The organism is Caballeronia pedi, from assembly GCF_001544915.2.
GTDB lineage: Bacteria > Pseudomonadota > Gammaproteobacteria > Burkholderiales > Burkholderiaceae > Caballeronia > Caballeronia pedi.
In genome coordinates this window covers 16,384-30,392 of the sequence record NZ_FCOE02000030.1, presented here as the reverse complement: position 1 = coordinate 30,392, position 14,009 = coordinate 16,384, and the positions used below count along the sequence as shown (strand labels likewise).

Genomic DNA, 14,009 nt, shown 5'->3' with positions numbered 1-14,009 from the left:
CGTACCATGCAAGCTCTCGCTGAGCGTTTGCTGCGCTGGTTGTGCCGCAAACCCTAATGCAAACGATAACGCGTTAAAGGATCCTCACGCCCGACGGTTTGCTGCCGATAGAGCGATGGATGCTCAGATTTCGGGATGAGCACGTGAACAACAAATTTGTGGGAGAGGGGTGAATGTTGAACTTCAAACAGATGACTGTCCGCGCTAGGTTGACCGTCACTTTTAGCGTGCTCGTCGGGCTCGTGCTAATAGTGTCTGGTTGGGCGTTGAGCGCGCTTGGCGAGTCGAACGATCGTTTTATACAGTACGTGAAGGGTATCAGTGCACGTGCCCAGCAAGCGGATCTGGTGCGTATGGCCGTGGATCGCCGTGCGATCGCGGCACGCAATCTGGTGCTCGTGACGAAACCCCAGGATCTTGAACTCGAGAAGGCAGCCATCAATCAGGCCCACGAGGACGTCCAGGCCCGGCTGCGGCAATTGAAAGAGATGGTCACTAGCGCGACTGACACGACAGAGAAGGCGCGTAGTCTGGTCGCGGATATGGATCGCATCGAAGCTCAGTATGGTCCCGTGGCATTGGCGATTGAGAATGCGGCACTGAATAACCGACATGAAGAGGCCATTTCAATGATGAACGAGCAGTGCCGTCCCTTGCTCGCCTCCCTCATCACCGCAACCAACGCCTACAGCACCTATACGCGACAGCGCGAAGAGGAACTGCTGCGCGCGTCTGAAGCGCAGTACGCACGTGCGCGCATGCTGCTCATTTCGATCTGCATGGGCGCCGCCATCGTGGCGGCAATCGCAGGGTTTCTGATTACTCGCAGCCTTACCCGCGCACTGGGCGCTGAGCCTGACACATTGAGCCGTGTCACGCGCCGCGTGGCAGAAGGCGATTTGAGCCATGTCGACGGCGCGCAGACTGCGCCGGCGGGCAGTGTTATGGCGTCGATGGGCGTCATGCAGGCGAGCCTCGTCAAACTCATCGGCGAGGTTCGGATCGCCTCGGACAATATCGCGACGGGTTCGAGCCAGATCGCGTCGGGCAACCAGGACTTGTCTTCGCGCACCGAGCAGCAGGCGTCCTCGCTGCAGGAGACCGCCTCCAGTATGGAAGAACTTACGTCGACGGTGAAGCAGAACGCGGAGAACGCTCAGCAGGCGAGCGCACTGGCCGCCAATGCATCGGAAGTTGCGCAGAAAGGAAGCGAGGTGGTGAGCAACGTGGTTCAGACTATGGGCGACATCAACGAGAGCTCGACGAAGGTCGCCGAGATCACGGGCATCATCGAAGGCATCGCCTTTCAGACCAATATCCTCGCGCTGAACGCAGCGGTCGAGGCGGCCCGTGCAGGAGAGCAGGGCCGTGGCTTTGCAGTGGTGGCCAGCGAAGTTCGAAGCCTCGCTCAGCGGTCCTCGAGCGCAGCCAAGGAAATCAAGGACCTGATCAACGCCTCGGTGCAGAAGATTCAAGACGGGTCGGTGCTCGCCGGACAAGCAGGCACGACGATGAACGAGGTGACGCAGGCGGTGGCTCGCGTGACGGACATCATGGGTGAGATAGCGGCAGCATCGGATGAACAAAGCCGGGGCATCGAGCAAGTCAATCTGGCGGTCACGCAGATGGACGAAGTGACGCAGCAAAATGCGGCGCTCGTGGAAGAGGCGGCGGCCGCCTCCCAATCGCTCGAAACCCAGGGGCGCCAACTGACGCAGGCGGTGGCGTTCTTCCGCCTCGATGAGCGAGACAGGGTTGAATCGGCAATGCATGCGCAGCCGACGAACAATCAGCCGCGGTACCCGCGCGCGTTGGCTCCGGTTAAGCGTGTGGCTCGGCCGGCGGTCTCGATAGCGGCCGGAGGCGCGCATGGCGGCGACTGGCAATCGTTCTGAACGCCCACTGACTGATCGCTGATCGGAGGCCCGATGGGCTCGCGCCACGCTCGCGCGCGCTCGCGCCGGGCTGGTCTCGTAACGTTCTAAGCAGGCGCACCTTTCTGCTGTCGGCCACGGCGGCGGAAAGGTGCGCCTGCTCTGCAGCAAGCTTGAGCGCCCCTCAAACTGATAAAAACGATCTGGTCCTCCCTCGCTTGAACAAAGCAAGTGAGTTGGCCGTTGCTTGCATCGAGGAGGACGGCCCGCAAGCCCGACACTTCGCGTCCGTAGGGACTTCGACAGCGTCGATGCAACGTTCCTCATGCAGTTATTGCCCCAGACGTGTCGTTGTAGGCCTTGAAATCATGAATAGCCCGACGAGCGAAGGCCTTTGGTAAGGTCCCCGATATTGGCAGTCCGGGCGGGGCATCAGGCCGGCGACATGCGAATTATCGTTTGCGAAAAAATAAGTCGCACTGCCAATGAGCAGACGGAGCACTTTCCGAAATAAGAACGATTTCCGAGCCGCGTGACTGATCGTACCGAGTTGGACGGAAGGTGAGCAAAATAATTGTTGCAGGCGCACTTAGTCGAGGCCGTTATAGGAGTTTGTCAACAACCGTTCGGAACTTGAAATGCTTGTTTTAAGAAACATCCGCATCGGAGCCAAATTGGGCATTGGCTTCGGCATAGCGTTGCTCTCCCTTTGCCTCATCGGCGCGCTGGCGCTATTGCAGGTTTCCCGCGTTTATAGGAGCACCGATGATCTTGCGACGAACTGGCTGCCAAGCGTTCAGGCCCTCTCTGAGGTTCGCGCAGCGACAAATGCAGTCAGGCGTGGCTCCATGGGGGCCCTTCTTGCAACGAACGCGCAGGAGAAAGCCGCTCAGAAGAAGAAGCGAAGCGACGCGCTTATCAGTCTCGACGCAGTGCTCACCAAGTATCAAAACGGCCTGATTTCATCTGCTGAGGAGAAGCAGATCTTTGACGAATTTAAAACTTCGTGGTCGTCTTATCTGGCATCCGATGAAAAGATTAACGCGCTGAGCGAAGCAGGCGAAGAGCACTTCGCCGAGGCCAGAGAGCTTGCCTCGAACGGTTCCTCCCATCTGTTCGCAGCAGCGGCGCAGTTGATCGAACGTGATATCGCCCTTAACCGTAAGGGCGCCGACGCCGCGGCCGAGGCTGCCGCCAGCGACTATCACAGGACGTTGGTGCTGACCGCAGTCTTGATCGTTGTGGCAGTCGCGCTGAGCGTATTCGCTGCCGTCTTGATCACGCGCTCGATCGTCTCGCCGATTCGTCGTTCGCTCGAAGTTGCAGAGACGGTCGCCCGCGGTGACCTGACCTCCGTGATCGTCGACAAGGGAAAGGACGAGACCGGCCAGCTGCTTCGTGCGCTCGGTCACATGAATGAGCGCCTTGCCGACGTTGTCGGTCGTGTTCGCAACGGCAGCGAAAGTATCGCGACAGCGTCGGCCGAGATCGCCGCGGGCAACACTGATCTCAGCCAGCGCACTGAAGAACAGGCTGCCTCGCTCGAGGAGACGGCCGCCAGCATGGAAGAATTGACGGCTACCGTTAAACAGAACACTGAGAGCGCACTGCAGGGCAACTCGCTGGCGGCGAATGCGTCGGAAGTGGCTGCGCGCGGCGGCGCAGTCGTCGGTCGTGTGGTGGACACGATGAAGGACATCAGCACGAGTTCCGCAAAGGTCACCGAGATCATTTCGGTGATCGAGGGCATCGCCTTTCAGACAAACATCCTCGCTCTGAACGCGGCCGTGGAAGCGGCTCGGGCCGGAGAGGAGGGCCGAGGCTTTGCCGTTGTCGCTGGTGAAGTTCGTACGCTTGCGCAGCGAAGCGCGACGGCTGCAAAGGAAATCAAGGATCTGATCGACGAGTCAGTTCAGAAGGTGAACGTTGGCTCGGAACTCGTGGAAGAGGCAGGGCAGACGATGCAGGAGGTGGTCCAGTCGGTCAAGCGCGTGGCGGACCTGATGGGGGAGATCTCCGCCGCTTCCTCGGAGCAGCACACGGGGATCGAACAAGTGAACGTCGCTGTGTCGCAGATGGACGAGGTGACGCAGCAAAACGCCGCGCTCGTGGAACAGGCGAGCGCGGCCGCGCAGTCGATGGCGCAGCAGTCGAGCTCGCTGCGAGAAGTCGTTTCGATCTTCCGGCTCAGCGGGGTTCATCGCGAAGCGCCTGGATTCGCGTCCGAGCGGGTGCGGGCAACTTCGTCAAAGAAGGCGGCCGGACCCGGGCGTGCACAGGCAACGAGAAAGCCCCTTGCGTCGTCGCCACGGACCACCGCTCTGACCATCCCGGCGGTCGCCGGAGCAGCCGCCCGGGACTGGCAGGCATTCTGAGTGGATCAGAATGCCAGGGCGCGTCGCTCTCACGTTGGCGGTAGGCTGCCGGATGATCGACCGGTTCGTCTTTCCGCCGATGTCACACTCCAATAGGCTCCTGAAGCCGGGCGGGCCTACTTGCACGCCTGGCTCACCTACGCCACATCGAAACACCTTATCGCTCTGGGTACGACGTCCGTGTCAGACGTCCTGCCAGAGTGAATGGGTATCAGCGGTCGGTACTTCTTTTCCTCGCGGGACGTATCGACCGATGAGAAATTCGTCATCTAAGGCCGTTACGGCGGGAGTTTGCGTAAAATTCGGTGACTGATGGTGCCGCGTCATTTTCACGGAAGCGACAAACCGTCTCGTAACTCTTTCGAAAGCTTAAGGCGGGTTCCGCGCGGGCAATCCTTCACGCGAACATCACGCCACACCTGCTCGTCTATGCCCAGCGAAGAACTTCAATCCCCGGCAATTATTTTCTTGTCGCCTGACTTTCGTATCTTGTCATGGAGCGCGGCAGCGGCAGGCCTTTACGGCTACAGCACGCAGGACGCTATCGGTCTGCACATATCGGCGCTTGGACTGAGCCCATCGGCTGTCTCTCGTGGCGGCGTCCTCGGGGTGATCGAGCACCGAAACCAAGATGGTTCGATCGTTGCGGCCGAACTTTCTTGCACATGGATGGAAGGCGAGTACACGGGCGTCTGCGTCGTCGCACGATTACCCCGGTCGCAATGCATCGCCGAGCACGCGGATAACGAAAGCGACGTGCAGTTCCGTACGTTGGTCCAGGGCGTGACGGACTACGCGGTGTTCATGCTGTCACCAAGTGGGCGCGTGGTGACCTGGAATCCGGGCGCGCAGCGCATCAAGGGCACAGGAGAGAAGACATTGTTGGGCAGGATTTCTCTCGCTTTTACGAGGCTGAGGATGTTGCACATGGCGTACCCGCTAAAGCGCTTGCTACGGCGGCCGAGCAAGGGCGGGTCGAGATGGAAGGTTGGCGGTTGCGCAAGGATGGCTCGCGCTTCTGGGCGAGCGTCGTGATCGACGCGATTCGAGACGCGTCGGGTACGCTGACCGGTTTCGCCAAGATCACCCGTGACATCTCCGAGCAGCGCGCGACGCGGCAAGCGCTCGAAGACGCCCGTAACGCGCTCGCTCAGGCTCAGAAGATCGAAGCGATTGGCAAGCTGACCGGGGGCGTTGCGCATGACTTCAACAACGTCCTGCAAATCCTGCGCGGCAATCTGGAGTTGCTCGTTCCACGACTGATTGGCGACGCGTCCGCCACCCGCCGTCTGGCAACGGCGATTGAGGCAGTGGACCGCGGTGCAAAGCTGGCCTCACAGCTTCTTGCCTTCGGGCGTCGTCAGCCGCTTCGCCCGGATGTGGTCAACCTCGGCCGCCTGCTGCGCAACATGGATAGTCTGTTGCGCGGAGCGTTCAACGAGACCATCAAGCTGGAGACCGTCGTCGCGGGAGGACTCTGGAACGCGTGCGTCGACGTTTACCAGCTGGAAAACGTGATCCTGAATCTCGTGATAAACGCGCGCGACGCCATGCCTGATGGCGGGAAGCTCACGCTCGAACTCTCGAATGCGATGCTGGACGATCTGTACGTGGCGTCACAGTTGGATGTCCAGCCGGGGCAATATGTGTTGCTAGCCGTTACCGATACCGGTTCCGGTATGTCGAAGGATGTGATCGAAAAGGCCTTTGAACCGTTCTTCACCACGAAGCCCGAAGGCGTAGGGACGGGGTTGGGACTGAGTTCTGCACACGGTTTCGTCAAGCAAAGCGGCGGTCACATCAAGATCTATTCCGAGGCCGGCGAGGGAACGACGATCAAAATTTATCTGCCTCGGGCGATGGCCGCCGACACGGAACCGACACGCCTGACCGAAGCGAAAGTGGAAGGCGGCACAGAGACGATCCTGGTGGTCGAGGACGATCCGCAGGTTCAGTCGACCGCGGTCGAGATTCTCACGGAACTCGGTTACCGCGTGCTGAAGGCAGACGATGCCGAAGGTGCCCTGACTATTTTGCGAAGTGGCCTGCCGATCGATCTGCTATTCACCGACGTGGTCATGCCGGGAAAAATCCGCAGCCCCGAGCTCGCCCGGCAAGCGCAGCGACTGCTGCCCAAGCTGCAGTGCTGTTCACCTCCGGCTACACGCAGAACGCGATCGTCCATGGCGGACGGGTGGATGCAGGCGTCGAACTGTTGGTTAAGCCCTATGGACGGAGCGACCTGGCGCGCAAGGTCAGGCATATGCTCAACCGCAACATCGCGGGAAGCATCGCGGCGGTTCCGGCGGCCACCGCGACGGGCAAACGGATACTGGTGGTCGAAGATCTCGAAGATTCACTCGACGTAACGTGCGAACTTTTGGAGGCGCTGGGTAATACCTGCAGGGGCGTTCGCACGGCGGAAGAAGCGTTGACGCGGCTGCACGATGAGAAGTTTGATCTGCTGTTCACTGACCTTCAATTGCCCGGCATGTCCGGCATCGACCTGGCGCGCCACGCCCGCGAGTTGTGGCCTTGCATGCGCGTCGTCGTGTCGAGCGGAGATGCGATCTCCCGGGAGATCGTCGCTGAAGTTGGCTTCGGGGTTTTGCGCAAGCCGGTCTCGATGGAGATGCTTCGAGCCGTCGTCGAGAGCTGAACTCTACGCACTTTCCACCATGCAAACCTTGCACCCGAAGGAGAGAGCTTTGCTCCTTTGCCAAATAACGGGCAATCGGTGAAATATGCCGGTGCGGGTGCTGGCAGCTCCGAGTGCCGGTCGAAGTGCTCGAGCTGCTTCTCGAGGCAGCCACCGCTCGTGTATCGATTAACCTGACTAATCGCGATGCCGTCGGTTTGAGCAGTCCGAGTCGGGTGGGGAGGCGATTCGATTTTGCGCCGGTGCGAGATGCTCGATCATCCGGAATAGACCATGAAGCGGCTCACCCTTGCGGTAGAAAGCGTCGATCTCGACAGCTTTCCCGCGTGCAATGACGTCTTCTTCGGGTAACGAAGTGTGCGCGATGATCGGCACTGTCGCGAACCGGGTCGAGCCGCGCATGGCCTTCGCAACGGTAAATCCATCGCATTCGGGCATTTCGATGTCGAGGATGACGACATGTGGCGTCATGGCTTGCGGAGCTTCGAAAGCTGCAAGGCCGCCACCGACGGCGACAGCGGTATATCCATAGGCCATAAGGGCTGCCGCAAGCGCGGCGGCCATTGCTGCATCGTCGTCAACAATCAGCACGGCGACGGGCGGAGTCACGGCGTCGAAGACACGCGTGGCCCATAGGCCGGGAAGGCAAGGAGAGCGGGATAGCATGGCAGTCAAGCGGATAGCGTTTTCTTCCGCGTGTGCAACGCGCGTGCCAATATGGCCCCGGTATGCTATCCAGGTGGCGATACGCTGCCGAGCGTATCCATTGCGTTTATCGCGTCAATCAGCGCCTCCTCGTGGGTCGAAAACGCCTCTCGCGATTGCGCCAGCACAATGACGGCACCGCTCGCATCGCTTGACGACAAACCGATCCATACCCATCCGCCAGCCTGACGCTCGATTTGAATTTGTGCTGAGCCGGTCATTTCTCGCCTCTTCGCGGTACATTCAAAATATAGACCCGGACGCCGCGCTCGGCATAGTTTTCGCGTCTCTCTTAAGGCGTGCCCGCGGTCGAAGGTGCCCGACTTTGCCAAAGTTTGATCGGCGATGCCAGATGAAGGAAAATACCAGCGAGGGCCGAAGGGCCCTCGGAGATGAGAAAGGGTATTGGTATCGGTGCTCAGGGCGTTAAAAACACATCGGCAGATAGATGCCCACGATGAGCGGGCATCCGGTTAGGTCATAGTTATCTGCGCTAGGCCGCTGAACGTTCAGAGGACGTCAAGTCGTTTGGGTCTTCGAGCACGGCAGGGCGCAGACCGTGCGAATTCAGCAAGCGGTAGAGCGTCACGCGCGAGATCTTGAGCTCGTGCGCGGCCTCGCCGAAGCGGCCGCGGTGACGCAATAATGCCGCTTCGATGGTTCGACGTTCGGCCGCTTCGCGCGCTTGCGCGAGGGTCATGGGGACGGCCGCGGTATGGTCGTCCAGTTCCAGGTCATGGGCGGTGATCTGGCGTCCTTCGGACATCACGATCGCACGGCGCACGCGGTTGATAAGTTCGCGCACGTTGCCCGGCCACGTGTAGGAGTGCAGGGCGGCGATCGCGCAGGGAGAAAAACCGCGCAGACGCCGGCGCGCGTCCGCCTTGAAGCGCGCGAGCATGTGCTTCGCGAGCAATTCGATGTCCTTGCCACGCTCCCTGAGCGGCGGTTCGTTGACCTGCAGTACACAGAGGCGGTGATAAAGGTCGGCTCGGAAACGCCCTTCGAGAATCGCCGTGTGCATGTCGACATGGGTCGCCGAAATGATGCGCACGTCGACCGGCGTAGACTCATGGCCTCCTAGGCGCTCGATCTTGCGCTCCTGTAAGAAGCGCAACAGGCTCGCCTGGCTTTCGAGCGGCAGATCGCCGATTTCGTCGAGGAAAAGTGTCCCGCCGTTGGCCGCCTCGACACGCCCGATCTTGCGCTGATTGGCGCCCGTGAATGCGCCACGCTCGTAGCCGAACAACTCCGATTGCAGCAGGTGCGCCGGAATAGCGCCGCAGTTGATGGTGACGAACGGCTGACTGCGTCGCAGCGATCGTTCGTGAATGGCCGCGGCGGTCAGTTCCTTGCCGGTCCCCGACTCACCGGAGATAAAAACAGGTGCATCAGTCATGGCGACTTTGCGAATCGACCGGAAGAGGGCGAGCATCGCGTCGCAGGAGCCAATCATTCCGCCAGCGCCTCCTTCGGCAACTGGCTGTTCTTCATAGGACGCCTCGTCGTGAAGCCTTACCATGCCGTGGGCATGCCCGACGGCGTTGACAATACGCTCGCTTGAGCTCGGCAACGTCACGTAGTCGAAGCAATATTGGCGGATGAGCCTGCGCACCACAGCGTCGTTGAGCTGTTCCGGATATCCGATCGCTACCCATCCCACAGTCGAACCAGCCAGCAACTGTTCGACAGCGCGGAGATCGTTCGGAAGGCGAACGCCCGAAAAGTCGACGATGCCCGCACTTCCGCGGGCGTGCTGCCGGGCAGGACTGCGAGGTCGGTGGAGCTCAATAACGTCGATGGACCACCGACGCTCTACTAATGCAGACCGGAGGTCAGTGGGTATGTCCACCCCCACGTACCGAAGGTCGCGAAATTCCCCGATCATGGCCTTTTCTCTCTATTTTTGTAACAACTCCTTACAAATTATGCGCCCCCTTTCGAAAACATCAAATGCACGGCAAACGTTAAACAGTTTTGAATATTTCTAATGAGTCTACCGAACCAATGAATTGTTCAAACGTAATAGTTTCTCTAAATTTGCTGGCCCTCCTTTAGTAGAAGTAGCGATTTCCAACAGGGCTGACTGCCGGCAAAAAGGTGCCCCAAGGGAGGGCTGTTTTTGCCGAAAGTTTCCGATGTTGGAGGTAATTCGCGCCTGTTATCCGAAACAAAGTATTGGATCGTTTGCGATGGGGGCGACGAGCTGACGATGCAAAAGCTGCTGAGATAACGGGACGAAACACGACGGTCTGACGCGGTGACGCTAAAGCCTCCCTGCGGCCCTCAGCGCGCTTTCGAGCGTCTTGAGAGGTATAAGCAAAGGACCGGAAAATTCGCCGATATGCCGGTTAATCTCTCCACCCCTCTCTCTTCATGCCACTTTGCGGCGCGCTCGGTTTTGGCGTCGATGAAAAGCGCAACGCCGCCGACCTCGTCGGCGACCCTGATGCATCGCAAGGCTGCCGCGAGCAACAGTTGCGTGCCGAGCCCCTTGCCGTGCTGGCCTCGATCGGTTGCGAGACGGACGAGGCGAAAACCTTGCACTGCGTGCCCGAGGCAAACCCCTTCGCGCACTTCCCGGCGTCTGTTCGTAGTTGGCCGAAGTCGGCGCAAGCGAGTAGAAACCAAGCACTCGGCCGGTCGAGTCATCGATCGCGAGAAATGTCTTGGCGCCTCCGTTTTTGTGGTTCTGGCGCGCGAACTTCCGCAGATATTGGTTCAGGTCATAATCGTTGCAGTCAAACGCATTCCGGTCGTGTGCCTTTTGAATGGGCTCTTCATGCCAGCTTGGTACTGTCATACGGGCTTCGGCAGCGCATTGGCGGCAGCAAGGAGCTTGTCGTTCGGCGCGGGCGGATTTTCCAGCAACGCCAGCAAGCGCATGTAGCTGTCGTCAGCCAGTTTGATCTGCTCGACGGCGGCGATGACCGCATCGGCTTCGCGTAGTGCGGCCTGGGTCACGATGCTGGTCAGGTCCTAATGGCGTGCGAGATCTTCCCGCATGGCTGCTCAACGACGACGGATAGTCCCGCATCAATGCCAATTGCTGCCCACCATCTACCGCGTCTATATAGCAACCCGTCTCGCTGCTGTTGTTCGCGCTGCGAGGATGCTCCGAATGGTCGCCAACGCGTCTTGGGCGATTGGGCTCGGCGTTTGCGGGCGCGGCACGGCGAAGTCCGGTGTTTGAACGCCCAAGCGTCGGCAAACCGCTGACAGAAAAGGCTTGCCGGATTCTGTGCATCGTTGGACGGCGAGGGCAATCGCGGCATCGCCCACGTGTCTGCGCAGCAATCGAGTGTTTGCCGATCCTTTTCGTTGCAAATCCTGACCAAGTGCGCCACCTCGCTCTCCGTGCTGTATGCAAACACAGTACTGTTAATTTATACAGTATTTGCGCGGCTGGCAAGCGCTGTTGATCCAATTCTGGTCGCGCAAAAAGGGCGAAAGCGGAGCAGGCGCGAGCTTGGAAAATGTAGCTTGGCAAAACTGCGCATGCGGTGGGCTTGACGCCTCGTCGCTTGGGTCAAGCATCTCGAGTCGGAACTGCCATCCTTCGAACGCCAAAAGCATCGCGCCCAGGTCGTTCCATTCGACGCGCCGTCCATCGATGATCACGCATGGCTGATTAGCGCCTTTTTCGCCGGTCCATTCAACGCGGCCTCGAACGGTCACGTCCATGATCTGAAAGCGGCAGGCAGATCGTCGCAGCAAGTGATTTCAATGACGTCGTCTGGGAGCCCTTTGGTGGGCTCATGCCAGCCACGGTCGCCGCTGTCGGCGCCGGCCGCCGCGCTCATGCGGCCGAGATCAACAAGGAATTTTTCGAGGCTGCGGCCATTCGCGTTCGCCAGGAAAATCAGTCCCAAACGTCGAAGGTGGCTTCACGACGAATGCCGCGCCGGTGCGGAGCAACGGTCCCGACGCAGCATGGAAACGCCGGCTGGCGATTATGCGTACAGAGCCGGAAAAGGCGGGATTGACGCAAGAAGGCTTGGAAGCTTTTGATCAAATCCAGGAAGGCCTGCGCGACCTGATTTCTCGCAGCTAACAGGCCTCACCTTAATATTGAATATCGCCTCGTTTCCGCATACGAGCATCAAGCCTGCCGTGCGCAAGTCAACAGACGATCAAGGGGTGACCATGGCAACGGGTAGGAAAGCCGCATCGGACGCCGCAAAGATTTTGCGCGACCCGAAATCGAGCAAGAAAGAAAAAGAGGTCGCGGCATAATATCTCGCTTAGCGCAAGGGCGGGGGAGTCGCTAAGCCTAAGAAGAAGTAACACAGTCTGCTTCCGCCAGCATGGCGCGAAAGCGGTTTCTCATGTCTCGTTACTATTGATAAAATATGTTATCAATAGTATGAGAAGTTAGTATACTTGCGCGGATGGATGCTGACCGGCGTCTCGTTCTCACGGAATCGCAATGCCCCTAACCAACCTCCCAGAAAATTGCACCGGCGCGTTCGGCGCCATGCACTTGCTTGCCGAATATGACGATGAGAAAAAGCTGTTGCGCAGCGTGCGCGTCGAAGCCTCAACCGATACGCGCGGCGTCATCATGATCGACCGTGACCTACGCAAGCTGGGCATCCAGCGTGAAACCCGTCATGAAATCAACCCGTCCGAGCTGATCGCGCTGATCCGTACGCACGGAGCGGAGCTGCCGGGGGAGAACCAAGTGCGTGCGGATGTTTGAGCGCTTGCGGCGGTGGTACGAAGGAAAAGGGAAGATCATGGAGTTCGAAAACGATCCAACTAGCCGGTTCATCTTCCTTCCGGGCTTCACCATTGAATATCACTGGACTGCCCGTCTGGCGCGAGCGCTGGTCGGCTTTTACCAGCGCAACTGGCAGTTTCTCTGGGCAACCAGCATTGCGGTGATTACGGCTTACATAGGCTATCTGGCGATTCCTCATGGCTGAGCAGCTTCCTTCCGTCGCCGGCAGCGCCCGCAAACTGACGGCGGCCGAGTTCCACCAGCTGGCGGCCGTGCCAGCGGAGGCCGAATGGTTCGCCAAACTCGACAATCCGCGCACCCGCCGCGCCTACCGCGCCGACCTGCAGGACTTTATGGGCTTTGCCGGCATCGCCCGGCCGGAGGAATTTCGAATCGTCACCCGCGGGCATGTGCTGGCTTGGCGGGCGACGATGGAAGAGCGGGCGCTATCCGGCGCGACCATCCGGCGCAAGCTGGCCGCGCTGTCGTCGCTGTTCGAATACTTATGCGAAAAGAACGCCGTCGAAACCAACCCGGTCAAGGGCGCGAAGCGGCCGCGCGTCGAAAGCGGGGAGGGGAAGACGCCGGCGCTCGGCGATCACCAGGCGCGGGCGCTGCTCGATGCGCCGGACCCGGCCACGCTTAAGGGCAAGCGCGATAGGGCGCTGCTCTCGGTGTTGCTCTATCACGGCCTGCGACGTGAAGAACTGTGTTTGCTAAAGGTCCGCGATATCCATTCACGGCGCGGAGTGCCGCATTTGCGGGTGCATGGAAAGGGCGACAAGCTACGGAACCTGCCGCTGCATCCGGGGAGTGCGGAACGCATTCATCTTTATCTGGAAGCGGCCGGCCATGGCGACGCGCCGGCGGCGCCATTATTCCAGCCGGCGCGGCGCAAGACCGGCGCAGGGCTCACGGCCGACGGTGTCTACAAGACCGTGCTCGCTTATGCGGCGCAGGCCCGGATCGACCTGCAGGGGTTCGGCGTCCACAGCCTGCGCGCGACGGCCGCGACCAACGCCCTTGAGCACGAGGCGGATATCGCGAAGGTCCAAGAGTGGATGGGCCACGCCAACATCGCCACCACGCGGATCTACGACCGGCGCAAGAGCCGGCCGGAGGACTCGCCGACTTTCAAAGTGGCGTATTGAAGTCCTTCCTTGCGTTTACACAGGAGGCCTAAGCGGTCCCGCCCAGCGCGCATCATCCGGAACGGCTTCCACGGAATAAAGCCCTTTCTGGTTGAAGTGAGCATAGACCCACTCGTCAAAACGCTGGAATACGCGCAGCGCCTCGGGTTCCCCTTGGTCTATCTCGAGCCAGTAAACTCCGGGCTCTCTAGGCCGGTCTTTCGTCCATGTCAGCATGGCGGTTTCTCTTTCAGTTGTGACTCATTCCGCCTCGAATTCCACGTGATCCGGGAACAACCCGGTTTCGCGCGCAGCGTCCTCGACCGCTTGGGGTGTATCGCAGGCTGCAATACTGCCAATTTCCTCATCGCCGACCAGGATTAGGCCGTCCCACTGTCCAGAGGACGTGCGGTGGATGCGCAAAGTAATAGCGTCGGGATCGACGCATGAATGAGCCTTAAGCGGAAGTTTGAGAACCCCCTTGCACATCCTGTTCCAAGTTTTGTCCGCCCCTGCTTGACGATTTCGCAAAACCGCCGATAC

Annotated in this window: 14 protein-coding genes and 1 pseudogene; 9 read left to right on the top strand and 6 right to left on the bottom strand. The window is 59.8% G+C overall.

Annotation, left to right across the window (positions count from 1 at the left end; genetic code table 11):
• Positions 1-176: 176 nt before the first annotated feature.
• The 6 genes and pseudogenes from AWB80_RS31155 to AWB80_RS45050 all read left to right on the top strand — a co-directional run bounded on the left by AWB80_RS31155 (position 177) and on the right by AWB80_RS45050 (position 6,908).
• Entirely contained in the window at positions 177-1,895 is a 1,719-nt protein-coding gene (locus tag AWB80_RS31155) for a methyl-accepting chemotaxis protein (protein ID WP_061178589.1), read from the top strand.
• Positions 1,896-2,512: 617 nt separating this feature from the next.
• Positions 2,513-4,249, top strand: coding sequence for a methyl-accepting chemotaxis protein (locus AWB80_RS31150; protein WP_061178538.1), 1,737 nt, complete (start codon positions 2,513-2,515; stop codon positions 4,247-4,249).
• A gap of 312 nt (positions 4,250-4,561) precedes the next feature.
• The gene (locus tag AWB80_RS45065) at positions 4,562-5,284 is read left to right on the top strand and encodes a PAS domain-containing protein (RefSeq protein WP_143328170.1); all 723 of its coding nucleotides are present in this window, start codon (positions 4,562-4,564) and stop codon (positions 5,282-5,284) included.
• Positions 5,170-6,045: pseudogene (locus AWB80_RS45060) on the top strand (ATP-binding protein); the annotation flags it as partial. The gene AWB80_RS45065 and the pseudogene AWB80_RS45060, both read left to right, overlap by 115 nt.
• A gap of 63 nt (positions 6,046-6,108) precedes the next feature.
• Positions 6,109-6,618 (top strand): response regulator, encoded by a 510-nt coding sequence (locus AWB80_RS45055; protein WP_244206837.1) that lies wholly within the window; start codon positions 6,109-6,111, stop codon positions 6,616-6,618.
• Positions 6,585-6,908, top strand: coding sequence for a response regulator (locus tag AWB80_RS45050; protein ID WP_244206833.1), 324 nt, complete (start codon positions 6,585-6,587; stop codon positions 6,906-6,908). The genes AWB80_RS45055 and AWB80_RS45050 overlap by 34 nt, the downstream gene beginning before the upstream one ends.
• Before the next feature lie 177 nt (positions 6,909-7,085).
• On the opposite strand, the gene AWB80_RS31135 is transcribed toward AWB80_RS45050, so the two are convergent.
• The 6 genes from AWB80_RS31135 to AWB80_RS31105 all read right to left on the bottom strand — a co-directional run bounded on the left by AWB80_RS31135 (position 7,086) and on the right by AWB80_RS31105 (position 11,297).
• Positions 7,086-7,517, bottom strand: coding sequence for a response regulator (locus tag AWB80_RS31135; RefSeq protein ID WP_160147488.1), 432 nt, complete (start codon positions 7,515-7,517; stop codon positions 7,086-7,088).
• A 122-nt stretch (positions 7,518-7,639) separates the two neighbouring features.
• On the bottom strand, positions 7,640-7,834 hold the full coding sequence (locus AWB80_RS31130; protein ID WP_061178536.1) for a hypothetical protein: 195 nt from the start codon (positions 7,832-7,834) through the stop codon (positions 7,640-7,642).
• Positions 7,835-8,106: 272 nt separating this feature from the next.
• A complete protein-coding gene (locus AWB80_RS31125) occupies positions 8,107-9,501 on the bottom strand; it encodes a sigma-54 dependent transcriptional regulator (RefSeq protein WP_061178535.1) in 1,395 nt (464 codons plus the stop codon).
• A 911-nt stretch (positions 9,502-10,412) separates the two neighbouring features.
• Positions 10,413-10,580 carry a type II toxin-antitoxin system TacA family antitoxin gene (locus tag AWB80_RS31115; RefSeq protein WP_341866843.1) on the bottom strand — a complete coding sequence of 56 codons (168 nt, stop codon included), beginning with the start codon at positions 10,578-10,580 and terminating at the stop codon, positions 10,413-10,415.
• 102 nt (positions 10,581-10,682) lie between these two features.
• Complete coding sequence (locus AWB80_RS45770; RefSeq protein WP_482764099.1) at positions 10,683-10,895, bottom strand: CppA family protein; 213 nt, start codon at positions 10,893-10,895, stop codon at positions 10,683-10,685.
• 99 nt (positions 10,896-10,994) lie between these two features.
• Positions 10,995-11,297, bottom strand: a complete 303-nt coding sequence (locus tag AWB80_RS31105) for a DUF7713 domain-containing protein (RefSeq protein WP_061178534.1) — start codon at positions 11,295-11,297, stop codon at positions 10,995-10,997.
• 745 nt (positions 11,298-12,042) lie between these two features.
• Between AWB80_RS31105 and AWB80_RS31095 the strand changes: the two genes are divergently transcribed.
• The 3 genes from AWB80_RS31095 to AWB80_RS31085 are packed head-to-tail and all read left to right on the top strand — an operon-like array spanning position 12,043 to position 13,487.
• Positions 12,043-12,315, top strand: coding sequence for a hypothetical protein (locus tag AWB80_RS31095; RefSeq protein WP_087131731.1), 273 nt, complete (start codon positions 12,043-12,045; stop codon positions 12,313-12,315).
• Between the two features lie 37 nt (positions 12,316-12,352).
• The gene (locus AWB80_RS31090; RefSeq protein ID WP_143328168.1) at positions 12,353-12,541 is read left to right on the top strand and encodes a hypothetical protein; all 189 of its coding nucleotides are present in this window, start codon (positions 12,353-12,355) and stop codon (positions 12,539-12,541) included.
• Positions 12,534-13,487, top strand: a complete 954-nt coding sequence (locus tag AWB80_RS31085; protein ID WP_061178530.1) for a tyrosine-type recombinase/integrase — start codon at positions 12,534-12,536, stop codon at positions 13,485-13,487. Before AWB80_RS31090 ends, AWB80_RS31085 begins: the two co-directional genes overlap by 8 nt.
• The last annotated feature ends 522 nt before the right edge of the window (positions 13,488-14,009 follow it).

Excerpts from the sequence above, each read along its gene's own strand:
- AWB80_RS31150 (WP_061178538.1), top strand. The coding sequence starts at position 2,513 with ATGCTTGTTTTAAGAAACATCCGCATCGGAGCCAAATTGGGCATTGGC.
- AWB80_RS45065 (WP_143328170.1), top strand. The coding sequence starts at position 4,562 with ATGGTGCCGCGTCATTTTCACGGAAGCGACAAACCGTCTCGTAACTCT.
- AWB80_RS45055 (WP_244206837.1), top strand. The coding sequence starts at position 6,109 with ATGGCCGCCGACACGGAACCGACACGCCTGACCGAAGCGAAAGTGGAA.
- AWB80_RS31130 (WP_061178536.1), bottom strand. The coding sequence starts at position 7,834 with ATGACCGGCTCAGCACAAATTCAAATCGAGCGTCAGGCTGGCGGATGG.
- AWB80_RS31125 (WP_061178535.1), bottom strand. The coding sequence starts at position 9,501 with ATGATCGGGGAATTTCGCGACCTTCGGTACGTGGGGGTGGACATACCC.
- AWB80_RS31105 (WP_061178534.1), bottom strand. The coding sequence starts at position 11,297 with ATGGACGTGACCGTTCGAGGCCGCGTTGAATGGACCGGCGAAAAAGGC.
- AWB80_RS31095 (WP_087131731.1), top strand. The coding sequence starts at position 12,043 with ATGCCCCTAACCAACCTCCCAGAAAATTGCACCGGCGCGTTCGGCGCC.
- AWB80_RS31090 (WP_143328168.1), top strand. The coding sequence starts at position 12,353 with ATGGAGTTCGAAAACGATCCAACTAGCCGGTTCATCTTCCTTCCGGGC.
- AWB80_RS31085 (WP_061178530.1), top strand. The coding sequence starts at position 12,534 with ATGGCTGAGCAGCTTCCTTCCGTCGCCGGCAGCGCCCGCAAACTGACG.